Origin of the sequence: Bernardetia aquimarina (assembly GCF_042180575.1) — a bacterium.
GTDB lineage: Bacteria > Bacteroidota > Bacteroidia > Cytophagales > Bernardetiaceae > Bernardetia.
In genome coordinates this window covers 5,258,285-5,278,382 of sequence record NZ_CP170094.1, presented here as the reverse complement: position 1 = coordinate 5,278,382, position 20,098 = coordinate 5,258,285, and the positions used below count along the sequence as shown (strand labels likewise).

Below are 20,098 nucleotides of genomic sequence, written 5' to 3'. Positions count from 1 at the left end.
TTTAATCCAAATTTTTAAGATATGCGTTGGAAAGGAAGACAAGGAAGTGATAATGTAGATGACCGTCGTGGTGGTAGTGGTGGTCGTCGAATGGGTGGAACTGCTGGAAAAGCAGGATTAGGCATTGGTGGTGTAATCATTGTTATTATTGTGATGTTGCTAGGGGGCGATCCTTCAGCATTTTTGGAAGGAGGTTATGTATCTTCTGGACAAACTGAAAATCAAGTAACCACAACCAATACAAATGAAAAGCCCAACGATGAAATGGGGCAGTTTGCATCTGTCGTTTTAAAGGATACAGAAGATGTATGGAATAAAATTTTTAAAGAAGAACTAAATAGAGATTATCCCGAACCACAACTTGTGCTTTTTAGTGGAGTAACAAATACGGCTTGTGGCACAGGTCAATCTGCAACAGGTCCTTTTTATTGTCCAGCCGACCAAGATATTTACATTGACCTTACTTTTTTTGAAGAATTACAAAACCGTTTTGGTGCAGGAGGAGATTTTGCAGCAGCCTACGTAATTGCTCACGAAGTAGGACATCATATCCAAAAACAACTTGGTGCAAGTGATTATGTAAATTCTCAAAGAGGACGAATTTCTGAAACAGCACAAAACGAACTTTCGGTTAGATTAGAACTACAAGCCGATTTTTATGCAGGAGTTTGGGCGCATTATGCCGACAAATGGAAAGATGTAGTAGAAGAAGGCGATATTGATGAAGCTCTAAATGCTGCAAATGCTATCGGAGACGACCGTTTACAAAAACAAGCGCAAGGATATACTGTTCCAGAATCATTCACACATGGAACATCAGCACAAAGAAAACGTTGGTTTTTGAAAGGCTATCAGACAGGGGATATTCGTCAAGGTGATACTTTTAAAACAAATGATTTGTAAACTTGAATTTGTTGCAATTTGTCTTTACTTCTAAAATCTAAATTTATTTGTACCTTTTTCTCAGAATTCTATCATAAAACCTAACCTTTAGATAAAAATGACTCTGAAGTTGTTTAAGAATGAGTTTTGTGTGTATTTTTGTTGGTGTCGCTACACTAAAACACCAACAAAGACTGGGTTATTTTTCCTTAGAATTGGGTTTGCAAAGGAAAAATGCACATTCTTTAAACAACTTCTATAATTGTTTTATTTCCAAGCAAACTCTTCAATAGATTGTCCTTGTAAACACCCATCAGCACAGCCTTCTGGAAAATAACCATACAGATTGATAATTCCGTTTTCATCTATTCCAAAATAAATTGTGTTATCAGTAATTGACATAGAAAAAAGTTCATTCAGACAATATTCATACATTTTGTCTATACTTCTGATTCCTTTTAGTTCATAACTTCCTTTTTGAGTTCGGACATTAAGTTCTGTTTGTGTAGTTTCTTCAGTTCCATAATTCCTATGTATAATCAACGAAACAGCATCATTTCCTTTAAAGGTAACTTCTTTGATATATGAACCTCCATGTTGAAGATTTTTGTATGAATACAAATCATCAGATTTTTGCTTTTCCCAAGTAGCTTTGCTTTTCAAACACAATGCTTTGAGTTCTTCTAAAGAGTTTTTATCTGTACTAAGTACTATTCCTTTGTCGTTTTTTTGAGGCAAATCAGTTCCTTTTCCTGCCGAAGAGTTATAATCTATTACTTCGATTGTAGCATCAGAAGTTTGTGTTTGTGCCGAACAAGCAACAGAAAACGAAAGCAGTCCCAAAAATGAAACAGAAAATAATATAGACTTCATATATGTATGAGTTTTGAGTGAGTTAATTTTTCAATTTTTTCCCAAAAATCGTTCCTAGATAAATTTTTCTGTACTTTTGGTACTTGATACTTACATTTTATTTTTGAATAAAAGCATTAAGAATTTGAATAATACTGAAACTACTACTTTTTTAAAGAATCCTTTTTTGAGTTGGCTTTTTAGCTTACTGTTGCATAGCATTTTATTAGCCTTTGTTTATTCTGTTTTTTGGGCTTCGTATAGCGAACCTACTTTGGAATTTCTATATGACTTTGCCAACCAAATTACTACGAATAACTTTACTTTTATGTCTTGGGTTTTGATAGTTAGCTTGGGTTTTAGCTTTTCGGCTGTTTTTGCTCAACTTTTCACATCTCTTTCTGATTTAAATCAAAAAATTAGAGTTCTTATTCTTTATATTTTGGTCTTTTTTGTTGCTTTTATTCCGATGCTTTTGTGGTTGGATAGGCATGTTGTGGCAACAATTTGTGTACTTTCAGGCGTAAGTCTTTTGATTATTAATTTCAAAAAAAATACAGCTTTTTATATCAATAGTTTTGTCGGAACGCTTCTTTGTGTGGTAGGTCTTTTTTGGTCTGTAAAAGGTTTTGGGTGGGCAATGGCTGCCAGTATTCCATTTTCACTTTGGTATTTGAAGAAGGAAAATTTCAAAAATCAGATTCCTCAAGTTGTTATTTTGGTTTCTATTATTTTATTGGCTTTAGTTTGGGATTTGATTCAAAATGAAATAAGTAGTAATGAAAATACAATTCATTTCTCATCAGAAAAGATTGAAAAAAATGTTCCTCAATGGCTTTTAGATGAGCATTTGATAGAGATAAATTGGTCTAAAAACGATTTTAATTTATGGCTTAGTGGTTTTCAAGAATTTGATTTAGAAAAAAACACAACAAACCCACATTTTTCAGAAGAAGCTATTCAAGAAATTACAGAATTTTTATTGCACTATGATTCTGTTTTTCCTGTTGAGGGAAATCCAATTTTAGAGTTTCGTTATGTTGTTTTACAAATTGCTTTGCTTATTTTTTGGTTTTTATTTTTGGGAAATTACAATCTTTCTCGGTATCGTCTGATTACATATTGGATTGTTATTTTTCTGATTTGGGCGTGGACAGAATATGTTAGTTTGGATACAGAAAATGGTTTTTTATTGGCTCTTTGTGCGTATGGAGGACTTTTACCTTTGATTGGTGCAAATAGATTTAAGGATGTCGTTTCTTTCAAAATTCATCAAAAAATTATTTTTGCAGGAATAGTCATTTTGATTGTTATTGAATTAAGTGGAAGTTTGGCTGTTTATATTTCGGAAAGTCTTGTTACTCGCCAAAAATATATCGAAGCAAAAGCTGTTTTAGAGAATATTTATAAAAGTTATTTCTCCGACCAAAAAACATATATTGATTGGAATGCAAACTTAAATAACAAAACATCACTACCATTTTTTACTTCGGTTACTTCAAAGTTTGACAAAGACCAATTACAAAATAATTTAGTTATTCCAATTCAGAATATAAAAAATACAAAAATTACGGATAATAATCATAAAATAAATTTATCCAATATTTATTTTATTTTACCTGCCAAAACCAGCAAATTACAAACAGATATGCTTACTCTTTATTTTAGCGAACACCAAAACAAACTCATAGAATGGCAATCAGTTTGGAAAACAGAAGAAATTGAAGTTTGGAAATTGATTGTCTTTTAAAGAAAATCTAATTACAGATTCTATCAAACCATGTTTATGACAATCCAAAATTACTCTGACAGTTTGAGGTAAAAAAATACCCTAATTTATTTGATTAACCGTATTTGTTAGACTCAAGTATTTTTTCATACGACTAGACATTTTTATTGATTGTAGTGTAAGTCAATCTCGTAGAGCAGACTGTTTGTAGGCACATACCCTAAATAATATTAAAACATAAATCAATCAAAAGTAGTTGTAGGTACAATAATTGAGAAATCAGTTAATCACTCCCAAAACAATCATTTACTTTATTAAAAATGAAAATAGAAGAAGCATTAAAAACGAACAAGTTCAAATCTGACCAACACAAGGCAATGTTAAATATTATGTTTACAGCAAGTTGGTTACGTGGTAAAGTAGTTGGTAAACTCAAATGTTATGGAGTTTCACAAGAACAGTATAATGTGCTTCGTATTTTGCGTGGCTCACATCCTACTCCTTTGTGTGCAAAAGATATTACAGATCGAATGATTGATAAAAATTCGAATACAACACGAATTATGGATAAATTAATTAAAAAAGATTATATCAATAAATGGCGTGGAGAAGTAGATAGAAGAGAAGTGAATATTTCGATTACAGATGCAGGACTAGATCTTTTGAAAGAAATAGACAACGAAGAACCCATTGACAAACCAAATTATCTAAATCTTTCAGATGCAGAAGCAGGGCTACTCAGCGCACTTTTGGATAAAATGAGAGAAGAAAAATAAAGTCAGAGGTACAATTTTAAATTTCAGAAGTTGAAATACAGGAATATTTTTTTGTTTTGACAATCGTTTTTTAATACAGGAAGTCGTATTTTTGTGTTTCCTATAAAAATATCAAATATAATTTTTCAATAAAAATAAATGTAAGTAGTTGGTATTTGGCATAGTGTATTTACTTCCAAAATCTAACTTCTGAATTTTTACTTTGTATATGAATAAAGAAAACTGTTTCGAACTCGGTTCACTCATCAAACCTCACGGACTCAGAGGCGATATTCAAGCTTTTTGGGATACTGATAACATTGATTTATATCTTGGCATTGAATCTATTTTGGTGGAACAAAAAGGACAATTAGTTCCTTTTTTTGTAGAAAATCTGCGTCCACAGGTCGGACAAAAAGTAATCTTAAAACTAGAAGGAATAGACACAATCGAACAAGCAGAAGAGTTTCGTAAACTAAAATTATTTTTGCCTGATGAGTTTGTTCCAAAATTAAAAGACGATGAATTTTTTTATCATGAAATAATTGGTTTTTTAGTTTCTGATATAAAAACAGGTGAAATTGGAAAAATAGAAACAATCTATAATCTTCCTCAAAATGATTTGTTAGTTATTAATCATAAAGAAAAAGAAGTTTTGATTCCTCTCAAAAAAGAATTGATAAAAGAGTTTAATAGAGAAAATAAATCTATTTTGATGCAACTTCCAGAAGGTCTTTTAGAGGTTTATTTGAGTGATGATAATGAAAAAGAAGAAAAAGATTTGCAAGAGTAAAGAAAAAACTAGCCTGTTTATACTACTATTAAACTACCTGTTGTTGTTGGTGTTTTAACGACAGCGACACCAACAACATAAGTACGATGAGAAAAATTTACAATCAAAAAATAACTTATCTAAGTTTATATAGCCTAGTTTTTTTTGTTATTTTACTACTCACAAATTGCCAAACTCAAAAAAATAACTCTACCCAAACACAAAATCAAAAAGAATCAAAACCACCTTTTAAATTTCGTTTTATTGGAGAAAAGATTATTCCCTTCGAAGAAACTTTCGGAGAGGATAACGAAAAAATGACAGTAGGAGGAATCTCAGGAATTGATTACAACAAATCAACAGATAGTTATTATTTACTTTCAGATGATTTGTTTGATGAAAATGGACGTTTGCGTTTTTATACAGCCAAATTAAATTATACAAAAGATAGCTTCACAACCCTTCAAATCAACTCTGTCAGTTTTCTCAAACAAGAAAATACTCAACTCTATCCCACAAAAAGTGAAGGAATGAAAACTGCTGACCCTGAAAGTATTATTTTTTCATCTCAATCAAATACACTTTTTTGGAGTAGTGAAGGAGATAGAGAGCGAAATATTCTTCCTTTTATTGCAGAAATGGACACAAATGGAAACCAAATTAGAAAACTAAATTTGCCTCAACATTTCATTGACACCACTCAAAATAAAGGTTGGTATCACAATGCAGCCATTGAATCACTTACTTTTTCAACACAAAAAGAAGAAAAAATTTGGTTGCTTTCCGAAACTTCTTTACAACAAGATGGCGAAATGACTAAAAAAACAGAAGGGATATTTCCTATTCGTTTGATGTGTTTGGATAGAAATACATCAGAGTTTGAGCAAGAATTTGTCTATTTAGCTGAGCCAGTAGCTAAAGAACCAATTCCAAAAACAGCTTATGGACTTAATGGAGTTGTAGAAATTTTGGAATGGAAAACAGATAAAAATACAAATTCAAAGAATACACAATTCTTAGTCTTGGAGCGTTCATATTCACAAGGCTATCCGAAAGATGAAGGAACTGTTGTAAAATTATTTTTAGTAGATACAGAAAATGCAACTGACTCTAAAAATATAGAAAGTCTAAAAAACCTAGTTCCAAATAAAGATTATGTTCCTTTAAAGAAAACGTTGGTAGCAGATTTATCAAAAATGAATCTCAATCATGTTGATAATATTGAAGGAATGAGTTTTGGTAAAAACCTTGAAAATGGTAACAAAACAATCATTTTTGTATCTGATAATAATTTTCAAGCTATTCAAAAGACACAGTTTTTGATTTTTGAGATTATTGAATAAATAGCCAGCAACATACAAGCACAAGTATAAAGAAAATATTCCCTCTTAAAATCTTTCTTAAAATCTACTTTTTGTATCTTTGTAATCATAAACATAAAACGGCATAACTATTTATCTGTTATTTTTTTATATATTCTAATAAGAATCCGTTTTATTCATTTCTTTTTAATTCATTCAAAATTATTTTTTATATATGAAATTAGCAGTCATTGGTACAGGATACGTAGGTTTAGTATCAGGAACTTGTTTTGCAGAAACTGGAAATCAAGTCATGTGTGTGGACATTGATGAGAATAAAATTAATCGCTTGAAATCGGGAAAATTAACGATTTATGAACCGGGATTACAAGTTTTATTTGAAAGAAATATCAAACAAGAACGTCTATTATTTACTACTGATTTAGAGGAAGCTATCAAAGATGCTCAAATTATTTTCTTAGCTCTCCCAACTCCTCCAGGAGAAGATGGCTCTGCTGACCTTTCGTATGTATTGGGTGTTGCCGAACAGTTGGGCAAAATGATAACTGATTATAAAGTTATTGTTGATAAAAGTACTGTTCCTGTTGGTACTGCCGAGCGTGTACATGCTGCGATTGCTGCCAATGCCAAAACAGAATTTGATGTAGTTTCGAATCCTGAATTTTTGAGAGAAGGTGTAGCTGTTGATGATTTTATGAAACCTGATAGAGTGGTGGTAGGTACTTCTTCGGATAGAGCCAAAAAAGTAATGGAAAAACTCTACAATCCGTATGTAAGACAAGGAAATCCTGTTATTTTTATGGATGAGCGTTCGGCTGAAATGACAAAATATGCAGCCAATTCTTACCTTGCAACTCGCATTAGTTTTATGAATGAAATTGCAAATATTTGTGAACTTGTAGGTGCAAATGTTGATTTTGTTCGTAAAGGAATGGGTTCGGATAATCGCATTGGTCAGCGATTTTTGTTTGCTGGTGTGGGTTATGGTGGAAGTTGTTTTCCAAAAGATGTACAGGCTTTGGAAAGAACAGCCAATGAAAATAAATATGAATTTAAGATTTTGAGTTCGGTAATGAAAGTAAACGAACGTCAAAAAATAGTAATGGTAGATAAAATCAAATCATTTTATGGTGAAGATTTGACAGGAAAACATTTTGCAATGTGGGGACTTGCTTTCAAACCAAATACAGATGATATTAGAGAAGCTCCAGCACTTTATATTATTGATGAGCTTTTGGCAGCAGGTGCAACAGTGGCTACTTTTGACCCAGAAGCAATGGAAAATGTACACGAACAATATGAAGGAGATGAGAGAGTTTCTTTCGAAGAAAATCAATATAATGCCCTCAAAAATGCTGATGCTTTGATTATCGTAACAGAATGGAATGTTTTCCGTACTCCAGACTTCGAAAAAACATTCTCTATCATGAAAGAAAGAGTTATTTTTGATGGAAGAAATGTATTTGACCTAGCTCAAATGGAAGACCTCAAAACATATTACAATAGCATTGGAAGACAAGCTGTTGATACAAGAGAGAAAAAACAAATTCCTCAAGAAGCATAGAAAGAATGATGAATTGTGAAGGATAAATTGTACACTGAGTTAGTATTTGAACATATTTACTTCATTAAATTTCTATTACCTAGATTTTTTACCCACGAATTTATTCGTGGGTTTTATTTTCAAAATTATGCTAAAATTTCTTTTCAAAGTAACTTTTCAATCAGCCATTTTATTTTTTGCTGTGTCTTTTCTGACTTTTTTATATAGTATTTTACCTGATTGGTTTAACTTTCCAAAAGAAAGAGCTTTTGAAATAAAAATTGGTTTTCCTTTCAGTATTACGAACGATTTTGGATAAATGAAGGCTACCCAAATGAAGGCTGGAATTTGAAAAATCTATTTTATAATTGTGTCTTATTTTGGCTGCTTACTTTTGTCGTTTATTTCTTTAAAGATAAGCCAAAACTCAAATCAGATACTATGGAAGAAAATGATATTTTAGATAATTGATAAAAATTCTGAAACAGAAAAATAACGCTACGAATTTCTTCATAGCGTTGTTTTTATTTCATTGCATTAAAAATTATTTTTGTGATAACTTCACAAAGTTTACAGGAGGTAATAAAATAGGATTTATACCTGCTTTCATTGAAACAGATGCTAAATTTTCTCTTATAAAAGGAAATAATATAGCTGGGGCATTAATTTTCCCAAACGTATCAATAGACAAAGCAGAGTTTTCAGGACATTTGAATACACCTATCATTTTTATAAAAGCCTCTATTTCCTTGCTATCTTCTATACCAGAAGAGTAAGTTAAGGATACTTCAACAAAAAGTATACTGTCTTTTAATTGATTTTCTATTCCTATATCTATGTTACTTTTAAATTCTTCGTCTGTATAACTAATTTCAACATCTCTTTTAAAGTTACTTTCTAAAAGAATTATGTTTAACAGTTCAAAAGAATCCTTCGAAGATGTAGTAGGTTTCATACATTGTTTGGTTTATGCAGCAAGAACAAAATCCTCCTCTGCACTAGAATTAGATACAGATTTATCTTTTAATGGAACAGATAGCAAATACTGTTCACAATATTTACTAAAATTATCTTTTATTGAAAAATTTATTTTTTCTGGAAATTTGGGGGCATAATTCTTTATAATTCTTTGTAAAGGAAAAGCAAAATTTTCAACTTTTGAACTTAAATTTTTTGTTAATTCAAATGATTTACCTTTTTTAGAATAAGTTAAATTTTCAATTTCATATAAAGATCCTTCATTTAAAAAAGCTATGTTTTCGTTAGAAAATAAACTAACAAAACTTGTAAGAAGTTGTAAAGTAAATTTATCTATAAAATCATCAAAAGTGTTATCTTGAGATGATTTTATTTCTATAAAATGACTTCCCTCTAAATCATTTTCATATTTAACAAAAATGTAAGGTAGTTTTTCTACTAAATTATTTAGTTTATTTATTATAAAATCTTGAGATTGAAATGTATTCATTATGATGACTTATTTTTGATGTAATTCTGTAAAATCTTCAAAATATTTTCTGAATAGGTTTGAGCTTGTTTGGCTTGATCTGAAGTTATTTTTTTCGCCTTATAATCTGCGAAAACCCTCCATTTTTTTAATTGTGTCGCATCGCTGCTAAAATCTCTAGCTATTTTTCCACCTTCAAAAGGAAGAAGTTTTATAACAAAGAAATTTATTATCCACACATGAAAACCTCCTGCCAATTCTTTAGATATTTGCTTTTGCTGTATACTTATTTCTTCGTCACTCTTCTCGTAATAATCATATAAAAGATGTGTCATAAATTGTACACAAGCATAATAAGAACAATGAATAGAAGTAGCATAACACGCTTTCTCTATTGACAAACGTGCCATTCTTAAATTTTGTTCAGACTTGCTTTCAATTTCTGACATCTTTATTTGATCAAGATTACCTTAAAGTTAATGCACAACAATTAATTGCATTGCCATAAATGTAGCAGCACCAGCAATATATCCGATAAGTGAAAGCCAAGCAATTTTTTTGAGATACCACATAAAATTAATATGTTCCATTCCCATAGCAGCTACACCAGCAGCCGAACCGATAATAAGCGTACTTCCACCTGTTCCTGCACAGTAAGCAATAAACTCCCAAAATACGTGATCTGGTGGATATACACTTAAATCATACATACCCATAGAAGCAGCTACCAAAGGCACATTATCCACAATAGCAGACATTAGTCCTAAAAGAAGACCAATAATATAGACTGCTCCATCTCCTGTAAAAGTAGCATCTAAAAATACAGCTAATTTATTAAGTGTTCCCATAGACTGCAAGCAACCTACTGCAAGCAAGATTCCGAAGAAAAATAATACACTTGGAACATCTACACGCTCTAAAATCGCAACAACAGAAAGTTTTCCGTGCGCTCCATCTTCTGCTTTTTTACGGTTATGAAGTACCTCAGTAACAAGCCAAACAACTCCTAAACTAAACGACATTCCCATAAAAGGAGGAAGATGTGTAATTGTTTTGAAGATTGGTACAAACAAAAGACCACCAAGCCCAATTCCAAACACCAAATTTCTATCAAAATCATTTACTTTAACAGGAGCATGTCCACCATGTCCACCTGTATCTAGTGTTCCTTTTTTGTCTGGTTTCAAATCTCCTTTCATCATGAAAGAAACAATAGTAAGAGGAGCAAGCAAACAAATAATACTAGGAAGCATCAGTTTTGTAATAATATTCACTGTTGTTACTTGTCCACCAATCCAAAGCATCGTAGTAGTAACATCTCCGATAGGCGACCAAGCACCACCAGCATTCGCTGAAATAACAACCATACTGACATACATAAGACGGTCATTTTTATCTGTAACAAGTTTACGAAGCATCGAAACCATTACGATTGTAGTTGCTAGATTATCTAAAGCTGCTGATAAAAAGAAAGTTACGATACAGATAATCCAAATCAAGTTTCGTTTTTTCTTTGTTGTTATTCTTTTCGTGATTACTTCAAAACCTTGATGGGCATCAATTACCTCAACAATAGTCATAGCACAAAGCAAAAAGAATAGAATTTGAGAAGTTTCGGCAAGGTGTGTAAGTAAGCCTTGATCATGACCATGAACAATTTTATGAATCATTTCTTCATTGTGGGGAAGGATTCCCTCTGCAACGATATAAACTGTCCAACAAAGAACAGCAATGAGTAGCGCAGGAGCAGCTTTATCTACTTTAATGTTATGTTCGAGGGCAATAGCCATGTAGCCCAACACAAAAATTATAATAACGACAATCTCGTAAGACATAGGTTTAAGAATGGTTAGAAAATAGCCAAAAAGGATAGAAATTGAGATAGATTACTTTACTATCTCAGTACATATAAATTTCTATTTATTTGAAATTGATTAGATAAAAAAGTTGAATACTTAATTATGTTTTAACCTTAAAAACTAAAATTAATCCAATATAAAATTCAAAAAATAATATTCAATCAATAATATAGTTAAAAAATAGGTAGAGAATAAATAGGTTTTGATAAACCTACTGCAAAGTTAAGTTTCTAAACTTAGGAAACAAGAAAAAATAAAAAAGAATAGACAAACTTAATTAGAATTTAAAGTAAGAAAATATTTTTTAGTTAAACTATACACTGCTTATCTTTATACAGTTTTATCTCCAAACCGTAACTACTACTTTTCTATCTTTTTGCACTCCATTTCCTCTTGCTGTTTCATCATTGCGAGCAAAAAACTCTCCGTGAGATTTGCGTAGAATTTTTTCATACTTGATTCCAAACATCTGTAAAGCATAGCTCACATGACTTATTCTATCCTTAGAAAGCTCCAAATTTACACTTTCAGAACCTTTTGCATCAGTGTATCCTTCTACTAAAGCAGCTTTCCAACGCCTTGCGCCAATAAAATCTCTCAAACGAGCTTCTTCTTCAGAACTTAATTGACTTTGATTTGCATCAAAATAAATAGTAATTTGAGATTTTCTATCAGGCTGGTGATGTTGCAAATTTATTCCTTCTTTTCCTTTAGGAACTCCATAGAAAACTCTAAAACTTCGTACCTCTCCTTTTCTCAATGTCTTTGTATTCCATCTTAACATAATAGCACTATCATCTGTATATTTTCCTACTTTTTGCTGTTCCAGTTGCAAAACATTTGTCAAATAAGCCCATTGTCCTACATACGCCAAATCTGGACTAATTACATTTTTGTGTTTGGTTACTAATTGTGCTTGCAAATCTCCATTATAAAAATTAAAATGTAAAGGTATTTTATTAGCTTCAAATTTTCTATCCATTCCAATATGCGAACCATCAGCCGAAAGTTTACAAATATCATTGGCATCAATCATAGGATCTAATAAAAGAGTAAACTCAACATCTCTTGGTGCATCAGATTGATTTTCTATTTCATATTCTATTTTATAATAATTTCCCCTAGATGTATTTTCCAAATCTTCTAAATCTGCACCAACAGGTTCTAAAGTTTGAGTAATCAATAAATTATCATACGTATAAATTACTTTTGAGGTAAAAGTAAGGTCAGAGTTTTCTTCCACTTCTGAAATAAGCACACCTTTTAATGGTATAGTTTGAGTAAGTTCAGGATTATTAGAAGCATATTTTCCACTTGATTGCAAAACAAAATGAGATGTAGAAAAAGAATAAGGATAACCAAATAAAATACTTTTATCGCCATAACCTATTGTAAAACGCCCATCGATAAGCTGATCATCCAATGGATTAGAGAATGAAGATAAAAAGTTTTTAGGTAAATAATTGGGAGGAAGAAAATGATTATCTTTGACTTTGTTGTAATCATTTTTGTAAGGTATAGTTGTCCAATTTTTGTATAACTTCAAAAAAGAGCTTTCAACTATATGAGTTATAGGAGAAAAAAATGATGAAAAAACAAAAAGCAAACAAATGCAAGCTAATGCTACTATTTTTTTATTGAGTTGAATAGTTGGTCGTAATTTTTTATTCATTTTTGGTAAACATATTTTGATAAAGATAGGATATTTTTTTAGCTCTTACTTCACAATAAGTATTTTTTATAATTATAGGTAGTAAGCAAAAAACGTTCTTTTTTAATCTTTTTTTAGATTTATACTTTATTCTATTTCGAAGATATAATCTGTGAGTGTGTCATTTGCTTTTACAAAAATGTTTAAAAAAAGTGTCTTTACAAAAAAACAAGATTAGTTTTACGGATAATAAGCACATAATAAAATTCAAACTCTCAAATTATCATTTTGATTATCAATCACTTTACTTTATCAACCTTCGAAAAATGATAGGTGTATCTGTTTTACTTTTTCTAGGAATTATTGCTGTTCATTATTTTTTTAATGCCACTAAAACTCTGGCAAAAGTATATTTTCCTGCTTTGTTTTTCAAATTTTTTTGTGGTACTTTATTGTATCAACTTCATTTGAGTTTTATGATTCTTCCTGACCTTATTTTTTATAAACAGGACATAATTCGTCTTAGTGATTATTTTTGGAGTGATACGTATGGTTATCTAACTTTTTTATTGACAGGCAAACTCAATTCTTCTTGGAATTATATTTTTGCAACAGAAGGCGAACGAGCCTTTTTCTTTGTCCGTTATTTGAGTTTAATGAATGTTTTGGCTGCAAAAAATATGTACTTAACCAGTCTTTACAGTTCTTTGATGGCTTTTTTTGGTCTTTGGGTGTGTGCAAATCGATTGGCAGAATGGTTTATAAAACCAAATGATTCTGATAAGAAAATTAGAAAAATCAAATTAGCTCTTTCTGTTGGTTTCTTTTTTACTCCTTCGGTTGCTTTTTGGGCATCTTCTATGATGAAAGAGAGTTTTTTGTGGCTAATTATGGGTCTTGTGATTGCTCTCTTTTTAGATATTTTGAGATTCAATTATTCAAAAATTTTCGTCAAAGAAAACAAATTAAAATTTATAGGAATTGTTATAAAATTAATTTTATTTTCACTTCTTTGTCTTTGTCTATTTTTACTCAAATACTATTATTTTGCTCTGCTTATTCCTTTACTTCTGGCTTTTGGAATAAGTTTTTTTGCCCACACTTATTTTGCTAAGTTTTATAATCCATCTTTTCGTTTTCAATTAGCTGTCTTTTTAGGAAGTTTTGTTTTTATTGTCGGCTTGGCTTCCAATCTGCATCCTAACTTATGGTTTTCACGTCTTTCAGAGGCTATTTTTATTAATCAACAAAATATTTTAGCTACTTCTAACTTTGACAGTCAAATAAATTTTACATATAGTTATGATTTTGAACCCATCTATCACAATTATAAAAATGGAGAATATCAAACTTACCCTAGTTACTTTCAACTTATCGAACAAAGTCCAAAAGCACTTTTAGCAGGTTTATTTTTTCCTTTAGAGATAGATTTTTCTAGTTTGGGTAGTTCTGCTTTCAATTATTATCGTTTGGCTTCTGTTATCGAAAACTGGATTATCTTGTTTTTATTTGTTCATACTATTTCTATCAAAAAATTATTCTATAAAGTTCGTTCTTTATTTTCTTCTCAAAAATCTAATTCAAAGTCTAATTCTACAAAAAATGATTCTTTAGCTATTCTATGGCTCGTAGGAATTATTTTTTGTGTGGGAATGGCTACTCTTTTGGCTCTCTCTGCACCTAATTTGGGTACGCTTGTTCGATATAAAATTGGTTTTCTTCCATTTTTTATTTTTGGAATTTTTATGTGTTTAGATTAATTTTTTATTAATTTGCTTCAAAATTAGTGATACGTGTTTAGTGATTAACAATTAGTTATTTAAAACCACAAAACTGAAGCGAATCACTAAACACTCACAAACAAAACACTAAATAATGTCCACGAACCAAAAAACGCCTACACCTACTCTCTTTCAATCCCTCATTCCGATACTTTCCTTAATTGTTTTGTTAGTCTTCAATGTGCTTATTTTTGGAGATAATGCTACTTCTGGAGCAAATCAAGTCGCTTTGCTTTTGGCTGGTGCAATCGCTGGTTTAGTCGCTTGGTATCTCAAAATGAATTGGACACAGGTAATGGATGGTGTTTTGGACAGTATTAATTCAGCTATGTCTGCCGTTTTGATTTTATTGATGATTGGTGCATTGGCTGGTACTTGGATGCTTAGTGGAATCGTTCCAGCCCTTATTTATTATGGTTTACAAGTTTTGACCCCTACTTTTTTCTTGGTGGCTTCTTGTATTGTTTGTGCTTTGGTTTCACTTGGAACAGGAAGTTCTTGGTCGACGATTGCAACAGTTGGAATTGCTCTTTTGGGTATTGGTGCTGCTCTTGGTTTTGATGAAGGATTAGTAGCTGGCGCAATTATTTCGGGTGCTTATTTTGGAGATAAAATGTCACCTTTATCAGACACAACTAATCTTGCTCCTGCAATGGCTGGAACAGACCTTTTTACACACATTCGTTATATGTTATTTACGACAGTTCCTTCTTTTACAATTACTTTGATTTTGTTTTTAATAATTGGCTTGATGAGTGAAAATACAGCTTCAGCAAGTAATGTTAATGAAATTATGGCTGCTATTGAAAACAAATTTTCTATAAACCCTTTACTTTTTGTTGTTCCTGTGGCTGTTATTGTTTTGATTGTCAAAAAAGTTCCTGCTTTGCCTTCACTTCTGATTGGAAGTGTTTTGGGAGGTGTTTTTGCTATTATTTTTCAACCTGAAATCATTGACCAAGTAGCCAATGTAGCTCCTACTTTAGAAAGTTTGAGCAAAGAACCAGAAACAGTTTATAGAAATATGAGGATGTTTGCTTTAGAAAATTTTGAAGGTTATACGGCTGTTATGATGGCAATGTTTGGTGATGTAAGCCTTGTTACGGATAGCGAAACAGTAAACGGACTTTTATCTAGCAGTGGAATGAAGGGAATGTTAGGAACAATTTGGTTAATTTTGTGTGCAATGATTTTTGGAGGTGTAATGGATTCGGCTGGAATGTTGGCACGTATTAGTAATGCTGTTATTTCGCTTGCACACTCTACTGGTTCGATGATTGCAGCTACAGTTGGTACTTGTATTGTATTTAACTTAACAGCTTCTGACCAATATTTGGCAGTGGTTGTACCTGGAAAGATGTATGCCAATGCTTTTCGTCAAAAAGGACTTGCACCTGAAAACTTGAGCCGAACGCTTGAAGATTCAGGAACAGTTACTTCTGTTTTGATTCCTTGGAATACCTGTGGAGCTACACAAGCAGGAGTTTTGAAAGTAGCTACTTTAGATTATGCCCCTTATTGTTTTTTCAATATTATTAGCCCTTTTATGAGTATTATTTTTGGTTATGTAGGAATACGTATCAAAAAAATAAATCCAGAAACAGGAGAACCTATTAACTAAAGAATAGTTAGGAACTGAAAGATTACAGTTTTAATTTATTGATTATGAGCTTATAGAATAATAGTAATTTGATTTCTATTCCTAAGCTACTTTTCTTTTGAGGAAAATTATATATTTTTATGCAAATTCTCAAAATTATTACTGTTAGAAACAAATTTTGTAAAATGCAGTGTAGAATTATAGTATTTTTTGACTTTCTTTGTAGGGTTATTAAAAATTCTATATCTTTCAGTTAATTTTTAACTCGCCTTTAGCAACGTACTATCCATAAAAATCAATCAAACTAATTAATGAATTGGCATTTTAATATAAAAAAATAATTAAAAAGCACATTCAACACTTTACTTATACTCTATAATTGAGTGTTTGCAGTCAGTAATTTTATGAACGAATATATATTTTTTGGACTCTTTACGATTTTTATTATCCTTATCCTTTTAGTTGATTTAGGTGTATTTTCGAAAGAGAATCACGTTATTTCATTTAAAGAGGCAGCTATTTGGAGTGTTTTTTGGATACTATTAGCATTAGGTTTTTGGGTATTTTTAGATTTTTATGGCGACCTTGTCCATGGAGTAGAAAGTTATGATGATGTCAAACGGATTGTAGAAAAATATATTGCAGAAGAAGATAGAGGTGGTATTTTGGTAGAAGGTAATTATGCACTAAGTGTTCAGAATTATAGAGATAAAATGTCATTAGACTTCATAACAGGCTATTTATTAGAATATTCTCTTTCAGTTGATAATATTTTTGTTATCATTTTGATTTTTAGTTCCTTTGGAGTTGCTGAAAAATATTTCAAAAAAGTACTCTTTTGGGGTATTTTAGGAGCTATTGTGATGCGCTTTCTCTTTATTTTTCTTGGAGCAACGATTATTCAACATGCACATTGGGTTTTATATGTATTTGGAGCATTTTTGATTTTTACGGGTGGAAAGATGTTTTATGAATTTATAAAAGGGGAAGAAGAAGAAGAAATTGATACTAATGATAGCTGGATAGTAAAATGGGCTTCTAAAATATTTAATGTGTATCCTCGTTATGTGGGTTCTCATTTTTTTATTCCACTTCCTACGTTTGAAGGAAAGGAAAAATTAAAGACAAGTAAAAAAGATAAGACCAAAGAAAAAAGACGCTCTACAAAGAAAATAACTTGGGCAGTTACTCCACTTTTTATTGTTGTTTTAGTTATTGAGTTTACAGATTTGATATTTGCTGTTGATTCTATTCCTGCTATTTTTGCTGTTACACAAGACCCTTATGTAGTCTTTTTTTCTAATATTTTTGCGATTTTAGGTTTGCGTTCGATGTTCTTTTTCTTGTCGAATATTATGCACCTTTTTCATTATCTCAAACTGGGTTTGGCTTTCCTTCTTAGTTATATTGGCATCAAAATGCTTGCAGGAACATGGCTCAAAACATTAGGTTTTACCAACAAACATTCTATTTTTATTATCTTAGGAATACTTGCTATCAGTATTTTAGCTTCTGTTATTTTTCCCCAAAAAGCAGAGGTAATCTCTCAAAAAGAAGATAAAGGGAATATAAGAGATGTTGGATAGTCCAAAGACAGTTTTTTATTTTCTCCAACATTTAAGTAGTTTTTAGTGTTTATAAGTGAAAGAAGGTAATAAATTATTATTCTTTCTCATTTTTTAATCTAAAAATCATACTTTTATGAAAACGCAAGACAAAAATAATGAACAAAATAAAGATACAGACTCTTCACAAGAATACTTCAAAGACAAATTTGATTATAAGCCTAAAGAAGATATTTATAGTAAAGGAAAAAAAGTAACTAATATCGCCAATGATAATGAATCAATCATTGATAAAAGCATTCCTACTCCTAATGACAGGAATGAACTCTATGAAGAAACTCCTTTGCACAATGCAAAATCAAATTTTGAAGGAGAAACGATAGATGTTCCTGGTTCTGAGTTAGATGACCAACAAGAAAGCGTTGGTTCAGAAGACGAAGAAAATAATTATTATAGTTTGGGAGGAGATAATCACAAAAACTAAAACCTTTTCAGATTAACCAATAAAGCCCATATTTCTATCCTTAGAAATATGGGCTTTTCTATTGTCTTTTTTAGCTTGTATTTTAAGCCGATTTCAATTCTAAAACTGTAATCTCTGGTAAAACTCCAACTCTTCCTGGATAAACCAAATAACCAAAACCACGATTGACATATAAATACTGGTTTTCATGCTTGTACAAATCTGCCCATTGCTCATACATCCACTGCACAGGACTCCATTTAAAAACTTCTGTATCAATACCAAACTGCATTCCGTGTGTATGTCCTGCCAAAGTCAAATCAATATCTTTGAAAGCACGTTTTTGAATACCAGCTTTATCAAAACTTTCAGTATAAAGGTGTGCCTTTGAGCCATTTACTTGTGCGTCCCAGTGGCTAGGGTCGTGAGAAAGTAAAACTTTGACAGGTGCATCTTGAGTACCTTGATATGCTTTTTCTAAATCTCCATGACGAGCAAAATTTCCCTTCGCCCCCCAATTTTCAATGCCAATAAGCGCAATTTTTTCATTATTGGTTTCTAAAAAATGATGTTCATTCATTAATAATTTCCAACCCATCCTGCCATGTGTTTGCTTCAAATCTTCTAAATTTTTGCGTTTTGCTGCTGGAGATTCCCACCTAACATAATCGCCATAATCGTGATTTCCTAAGGTAGAATAAACTCCCATTGGAGCTTTGAGTTTGCTAAAAATATCTTGATAATCCTTCATTTCGGTTGCCATGTTATTTACCAAATCTCCTGTAAATAAAATCACATCAGGTTTTTGTTTCATAATTAAATCAATTCCACCCTCAACAGCTTTTTTATTAAAAAAACTTCCTGAATGTACATCAGAAATCTGAACCATCTTTATTCCATCAAATGCCTTTGGAAGATTTGGCAAAACGATTGTCTTTTTTCTGACTGTGTAATCATGCGCTCCCGAAACAATTCCCCAACTCAGCGTAACTAAAGGAGTTGCCATTGCCACAACACCAGCTTTCATCAAAAATTCTGAACGAGGAATTTTGTTTGTGGTATCTTGAATTCCTTCCGTATTTTGAGTTGTTGTTCCTACTACATCAGAAATCTCAGAAGTAATTGATGGATTTATTTTGTAATATGCCCAAGTAAAAAGACGAATTACATCATCAATAATCAAAAATAAAGCTCCAAAGATTTTAGAAATATAAAGCATAAATGCCCAAGTCAGCAAAAACTGTCTGAATGTATAAGGAATTTGGTCAGGAGGAAAGAAATTATAAACCACAATTCCAGCCAAAGTAAGAACGTTTATTCCCCAATAAATAAAGTGAATAGTTTTGCGAGTCGTCTCACTTGATGAAATTGTAAGCGTTTTGATGAGTTGAAAAATATAAACATCTAATAAAAGAAGTACTACTATAAGTACAAGTGAAAATAATTGTCGGTTCATAAGAAGTAAAGAGTGGAAGATAAAAGTTTTGAAAAGGTAATTTTGAAGTTCTATTTTGAAGCAAAAACATCAACCTTTGGTTTATTTCGACGAGTAAATTAAAAAAGCCGATTGATAAATTCTTTTTGGTAAACGAATTGAACTTTGTTTGGTTAGTTTTATAACCTCATTTGAGAAAAATTAAACACTATTTAACTTCATTGTTGATTATGGTATCTACAATGATAATTTATAGAGTTAATTAATTTTATTAATTTCCTTTCATTTTATTCAGACTTTTGTTTGAAGTTTTAGGAAAATCAATATCTATCTACTATTTTTAGGTTAGTTTAAACAAATAGTAGTTGTAAAACTTTAAAGCAACAGATTGTAACAGTTCATTTGATTTTATAATAGAAATCAAATAGTATAATTTAATAGT

General features: G+C 31.1%; 19 protein-coding genes. 12 read left to right on the top strand and 7 right to left on the bottom strand.

Translation table 11 applies throughout. The annotated features are described in order from the left end of the window. Positions 1–21 precede the first annotated feature (21 nt). Positions 22–903, top strand: a complete 882-nt coding sequence (locus tag ACE193_RS22850; RefSeq protein ID WP_375560499.1) for a neutral zinc metallopeptidase — start codon at positions 22–24, stop codon at positions 901–903. 246 nt (positions 904–1,149) lie between these two features. Here the strand turns inward: ACE193_RS22850 and ACE193_RS22845 are convergent, their stop codons facing one another. After that, positions 1,150–1,755, bottom strand: coding sequence for a hypothetical protein (locus ACE193_RS22845; RefSeq protein ID WP_375560498.1), 606 nt, complete (start codon positions 1,753–1,755; stop codon positions 1,150–1,152). Between the two features lie 124 nt (positions 1,756–1,879). Here ACE193_RS22845 and ACE193_RS22840 point away from each other — a divergent pair, with 124 nt between their 5' ends. The 7 genes from ACE193_RS22840 to ACE193_RS22810 all read left to right on the top strand — a co-directional run bounded on the left by ACE193_RS22840 (position 1,880) and on the right by ACE193_RS22810 (position 8,326). After that, positions 1,880–3,484, top strand: a complete 1,605-nt coding sequence (locus ACE193_RS22840; RefSeq protein WP_375560497.1) for a hypothetical protein — start codon at positions 1,880–1,882, stop codon at positions 3,482–3,484. A 299-nt stretch (positions 3,485–3,783) separates the two neighbouring features. Next, a complete protein-coding gene (locus ACE193_RS22835) occupies positions 3,784–4,239 on the top strand; it encodes a MarR family winged helix-turn-helix transcriptional regulator (protein ID WP_375560496.1) in 456 nt (151 codons plus the stop codon). A 208-nt stretch (positions 4,240–4,447) separates the two neighbouring features. After that, on the top strand, positions 4,448–5,011 hold the full coding sequence (rimM, locus tag ACE193_RS22830; protein WP_375560495.1) for a ribosome maturation factor RimM: 564 nt from the start codon (positions 4,448–4,450) through the stop codon (positions 5,009–5,011). A gap of 86 nt (positions 5,012–5,097) precedes the next feature. Continuing rightward, complete coding sequence (locus ACE193_RS22825; protein ID WP_375560494.1) at positions 5,098–6,333, top strand: esterase-like activity of phytase family protein; 1,236 nt, start codon at positions 5,098–5,100, stop codon at positions 6,331–6,333. Positions 6,334–6,526: 193 nt separating this feature from the next. Next, on the top strand, positions 6,527–7,876 hold the full coding sequence (locus ACE193_RS22820) for a UDP-glucose dehydrogenase family protein (protein ID WP_375560493.1): 1,350 nt from the start codon (positions 6,527–6,529) through the stop codon (positions 7,874–7,876). 127 nt (positions 7,877–8,003) lie between these two features. Beyond that, positions 8,004–8,174, top strand: a complete 171-nt coding sequence (locus ACE193_RS22815; protein WP_375560492.1) for a hypothetical protein — start codon at positions 8,004–8,006, stop codon at positions 8,172–8,174. A gap of 29 nt (positions 8,175–8,203) precedes the next feature. After that, positions 8,204–8,326, top strand: coding sequence for a hypothetical protein (locus tag ACE193_RS22810; protein WP_375560491.1), 123 nt, complete (start codon positions 8,204–8,206; stop codon positions 8,324–8,326). A 73-nt stretch (positions 8,327–8,399) separates the two neighbouring features. Here the strand turns inward: ACE193_RS22810 and ACE193_RS22805 are convergent, their stop codons facing one another. The 5 genes from ACE193_RS22805 to ACE193_RS22785 form a co-directional block, all read right to left on the bottom strand. Then, a complete protein-coding gene (locus ACE193_RS22805) occupies positions 8,400–8,810 on the bottom strand; it encodes a protein-export chaperone SecB (RefSeq protein ID WP_375560490.1) in 411 nt (136 codons plus the stop codon). Between the two features lie 12 nt (positions 8,811–8,822). Further along, positions 8,823–9,323 (bottom strand): hypothetical protein, encoded by a 501-nt coding sequence (locus tag ACE193_RS22800; RefSeq protein WP_375560489.1) that lies wholly within the window; start codon positions 9,321–9,323, stop codon positions 8,823–8,825. Further along, positions 9,323–9,751 carry a hypothetical protein gene (locus tag ACE193_RS22795; RefSeq protein ID WP_375560488.1) on the bottom strand — a complete coding sequence of 143 codons (429 nt, stop codon included), beginning with the start codon at positions 9,749–9,751 and terminating at the stop codon, positions 9,323–9,325. The genes ACE193_RS22800 and ACE193_RS22795 overlap by 1 nt, the downstream gene beginning before the upstream one ends. Before the next feature lie 27 nt (positions 9,752–9,778). After that, positions 9,779–11,137 carry a sodium:proton antiporter NhaD gene (gene nhaD, locus ACE193_RS22790; protein WP_375560487.1) on the bottom strand — a complete coding sequence of 453 codons (1,359 nt, stop codon included), beginning with the start codon at positions 11,135–11,137 and terminating at the stop codon, positions 9,779–9,781. A 364-nt stretch (positions 11,138–11,501) separates the two neighbouring features. After that, positions 11,502–12,833 (bottom strand): OmpA family protein, encoded by a 1,332-nt coding sequence (locus tag ACE193_RS22785; RefSeq protein WP_375560486.1) that lies wholly within the window; start codon positions 12,831–12,833, stop codon positions 11,502–11,504. Between the two features lie 191 nt (positions 12,834–13,024). On the opposite strand from ACE193_RS22785, the gene ACE193_RS22780 reads away from it, so the two are divergent. From ACE193_RS22780 to ACE193_RS22765, 4 genes are all read left to right on the top strand, one after another. Next, entirely contained in the window at positions 13,025–14,572 is a 1,548-nt protein-coding gene (locus ACE193_RS22780; protein ID WP_375560485.1) for a hypothetical protein, read from the top strand. Between the two features lie 115 nt (positions 14,573–14,687). Next, positions 14,688–16,214: a Na+/H+ antiporter NhaC gene (nhaC, locus tag ACE193_RS22775; protein WP_375560484.1), complete on the top strand. Its 1,527-nt coding sequence runs from the start codon at positions 14,688–14,690 to the stop codon at positions 16,212–16,214. A gap of 383 nt (positions 16,215–16,597) precedes the next feature. Further along, positions 16,598–17,779 (top strand): TerC/Alx family metal homeostasis membrane protein, encoded by a 1,182-nt coding sequence (locus ACE193_RS22770; RefSeq protein ID WP_375560483.1) that lies wholly within the window; start codon positions 16,598–16,600, stop codon positions 17,777–17,779. 115 nt (positions 17,780–17,894) lie between these two features. Further along, complete coding sequence (locus tag ACE193_RS22765) at positions 17,895–18,242, top strand: hypothetical protein (protein ID WP_375560482.1); 348 nt, start codon at positions 17,895–17,897, stop codon at positions 18,240–18,242. A gap of 82 nt (positions 18,243–18,324) precedes the next feature. Here ACE193_RS22765 and ACE193_RS22760 read toward each other — a convergent pair whose 3' ends face one another. Then, complete coding sequence (locus tag ACE193_RS22760; protein WP_375560481.1) at positions 18,325–19,677, bottom strand: metallophosphoesterase; 1,353 nt, start codon at positions 19,675–19,677, stop codon at positions 18,325–18,327. Between the last annotated feature and the right edge of the window lie 421 nt (positions 19,678–20,098).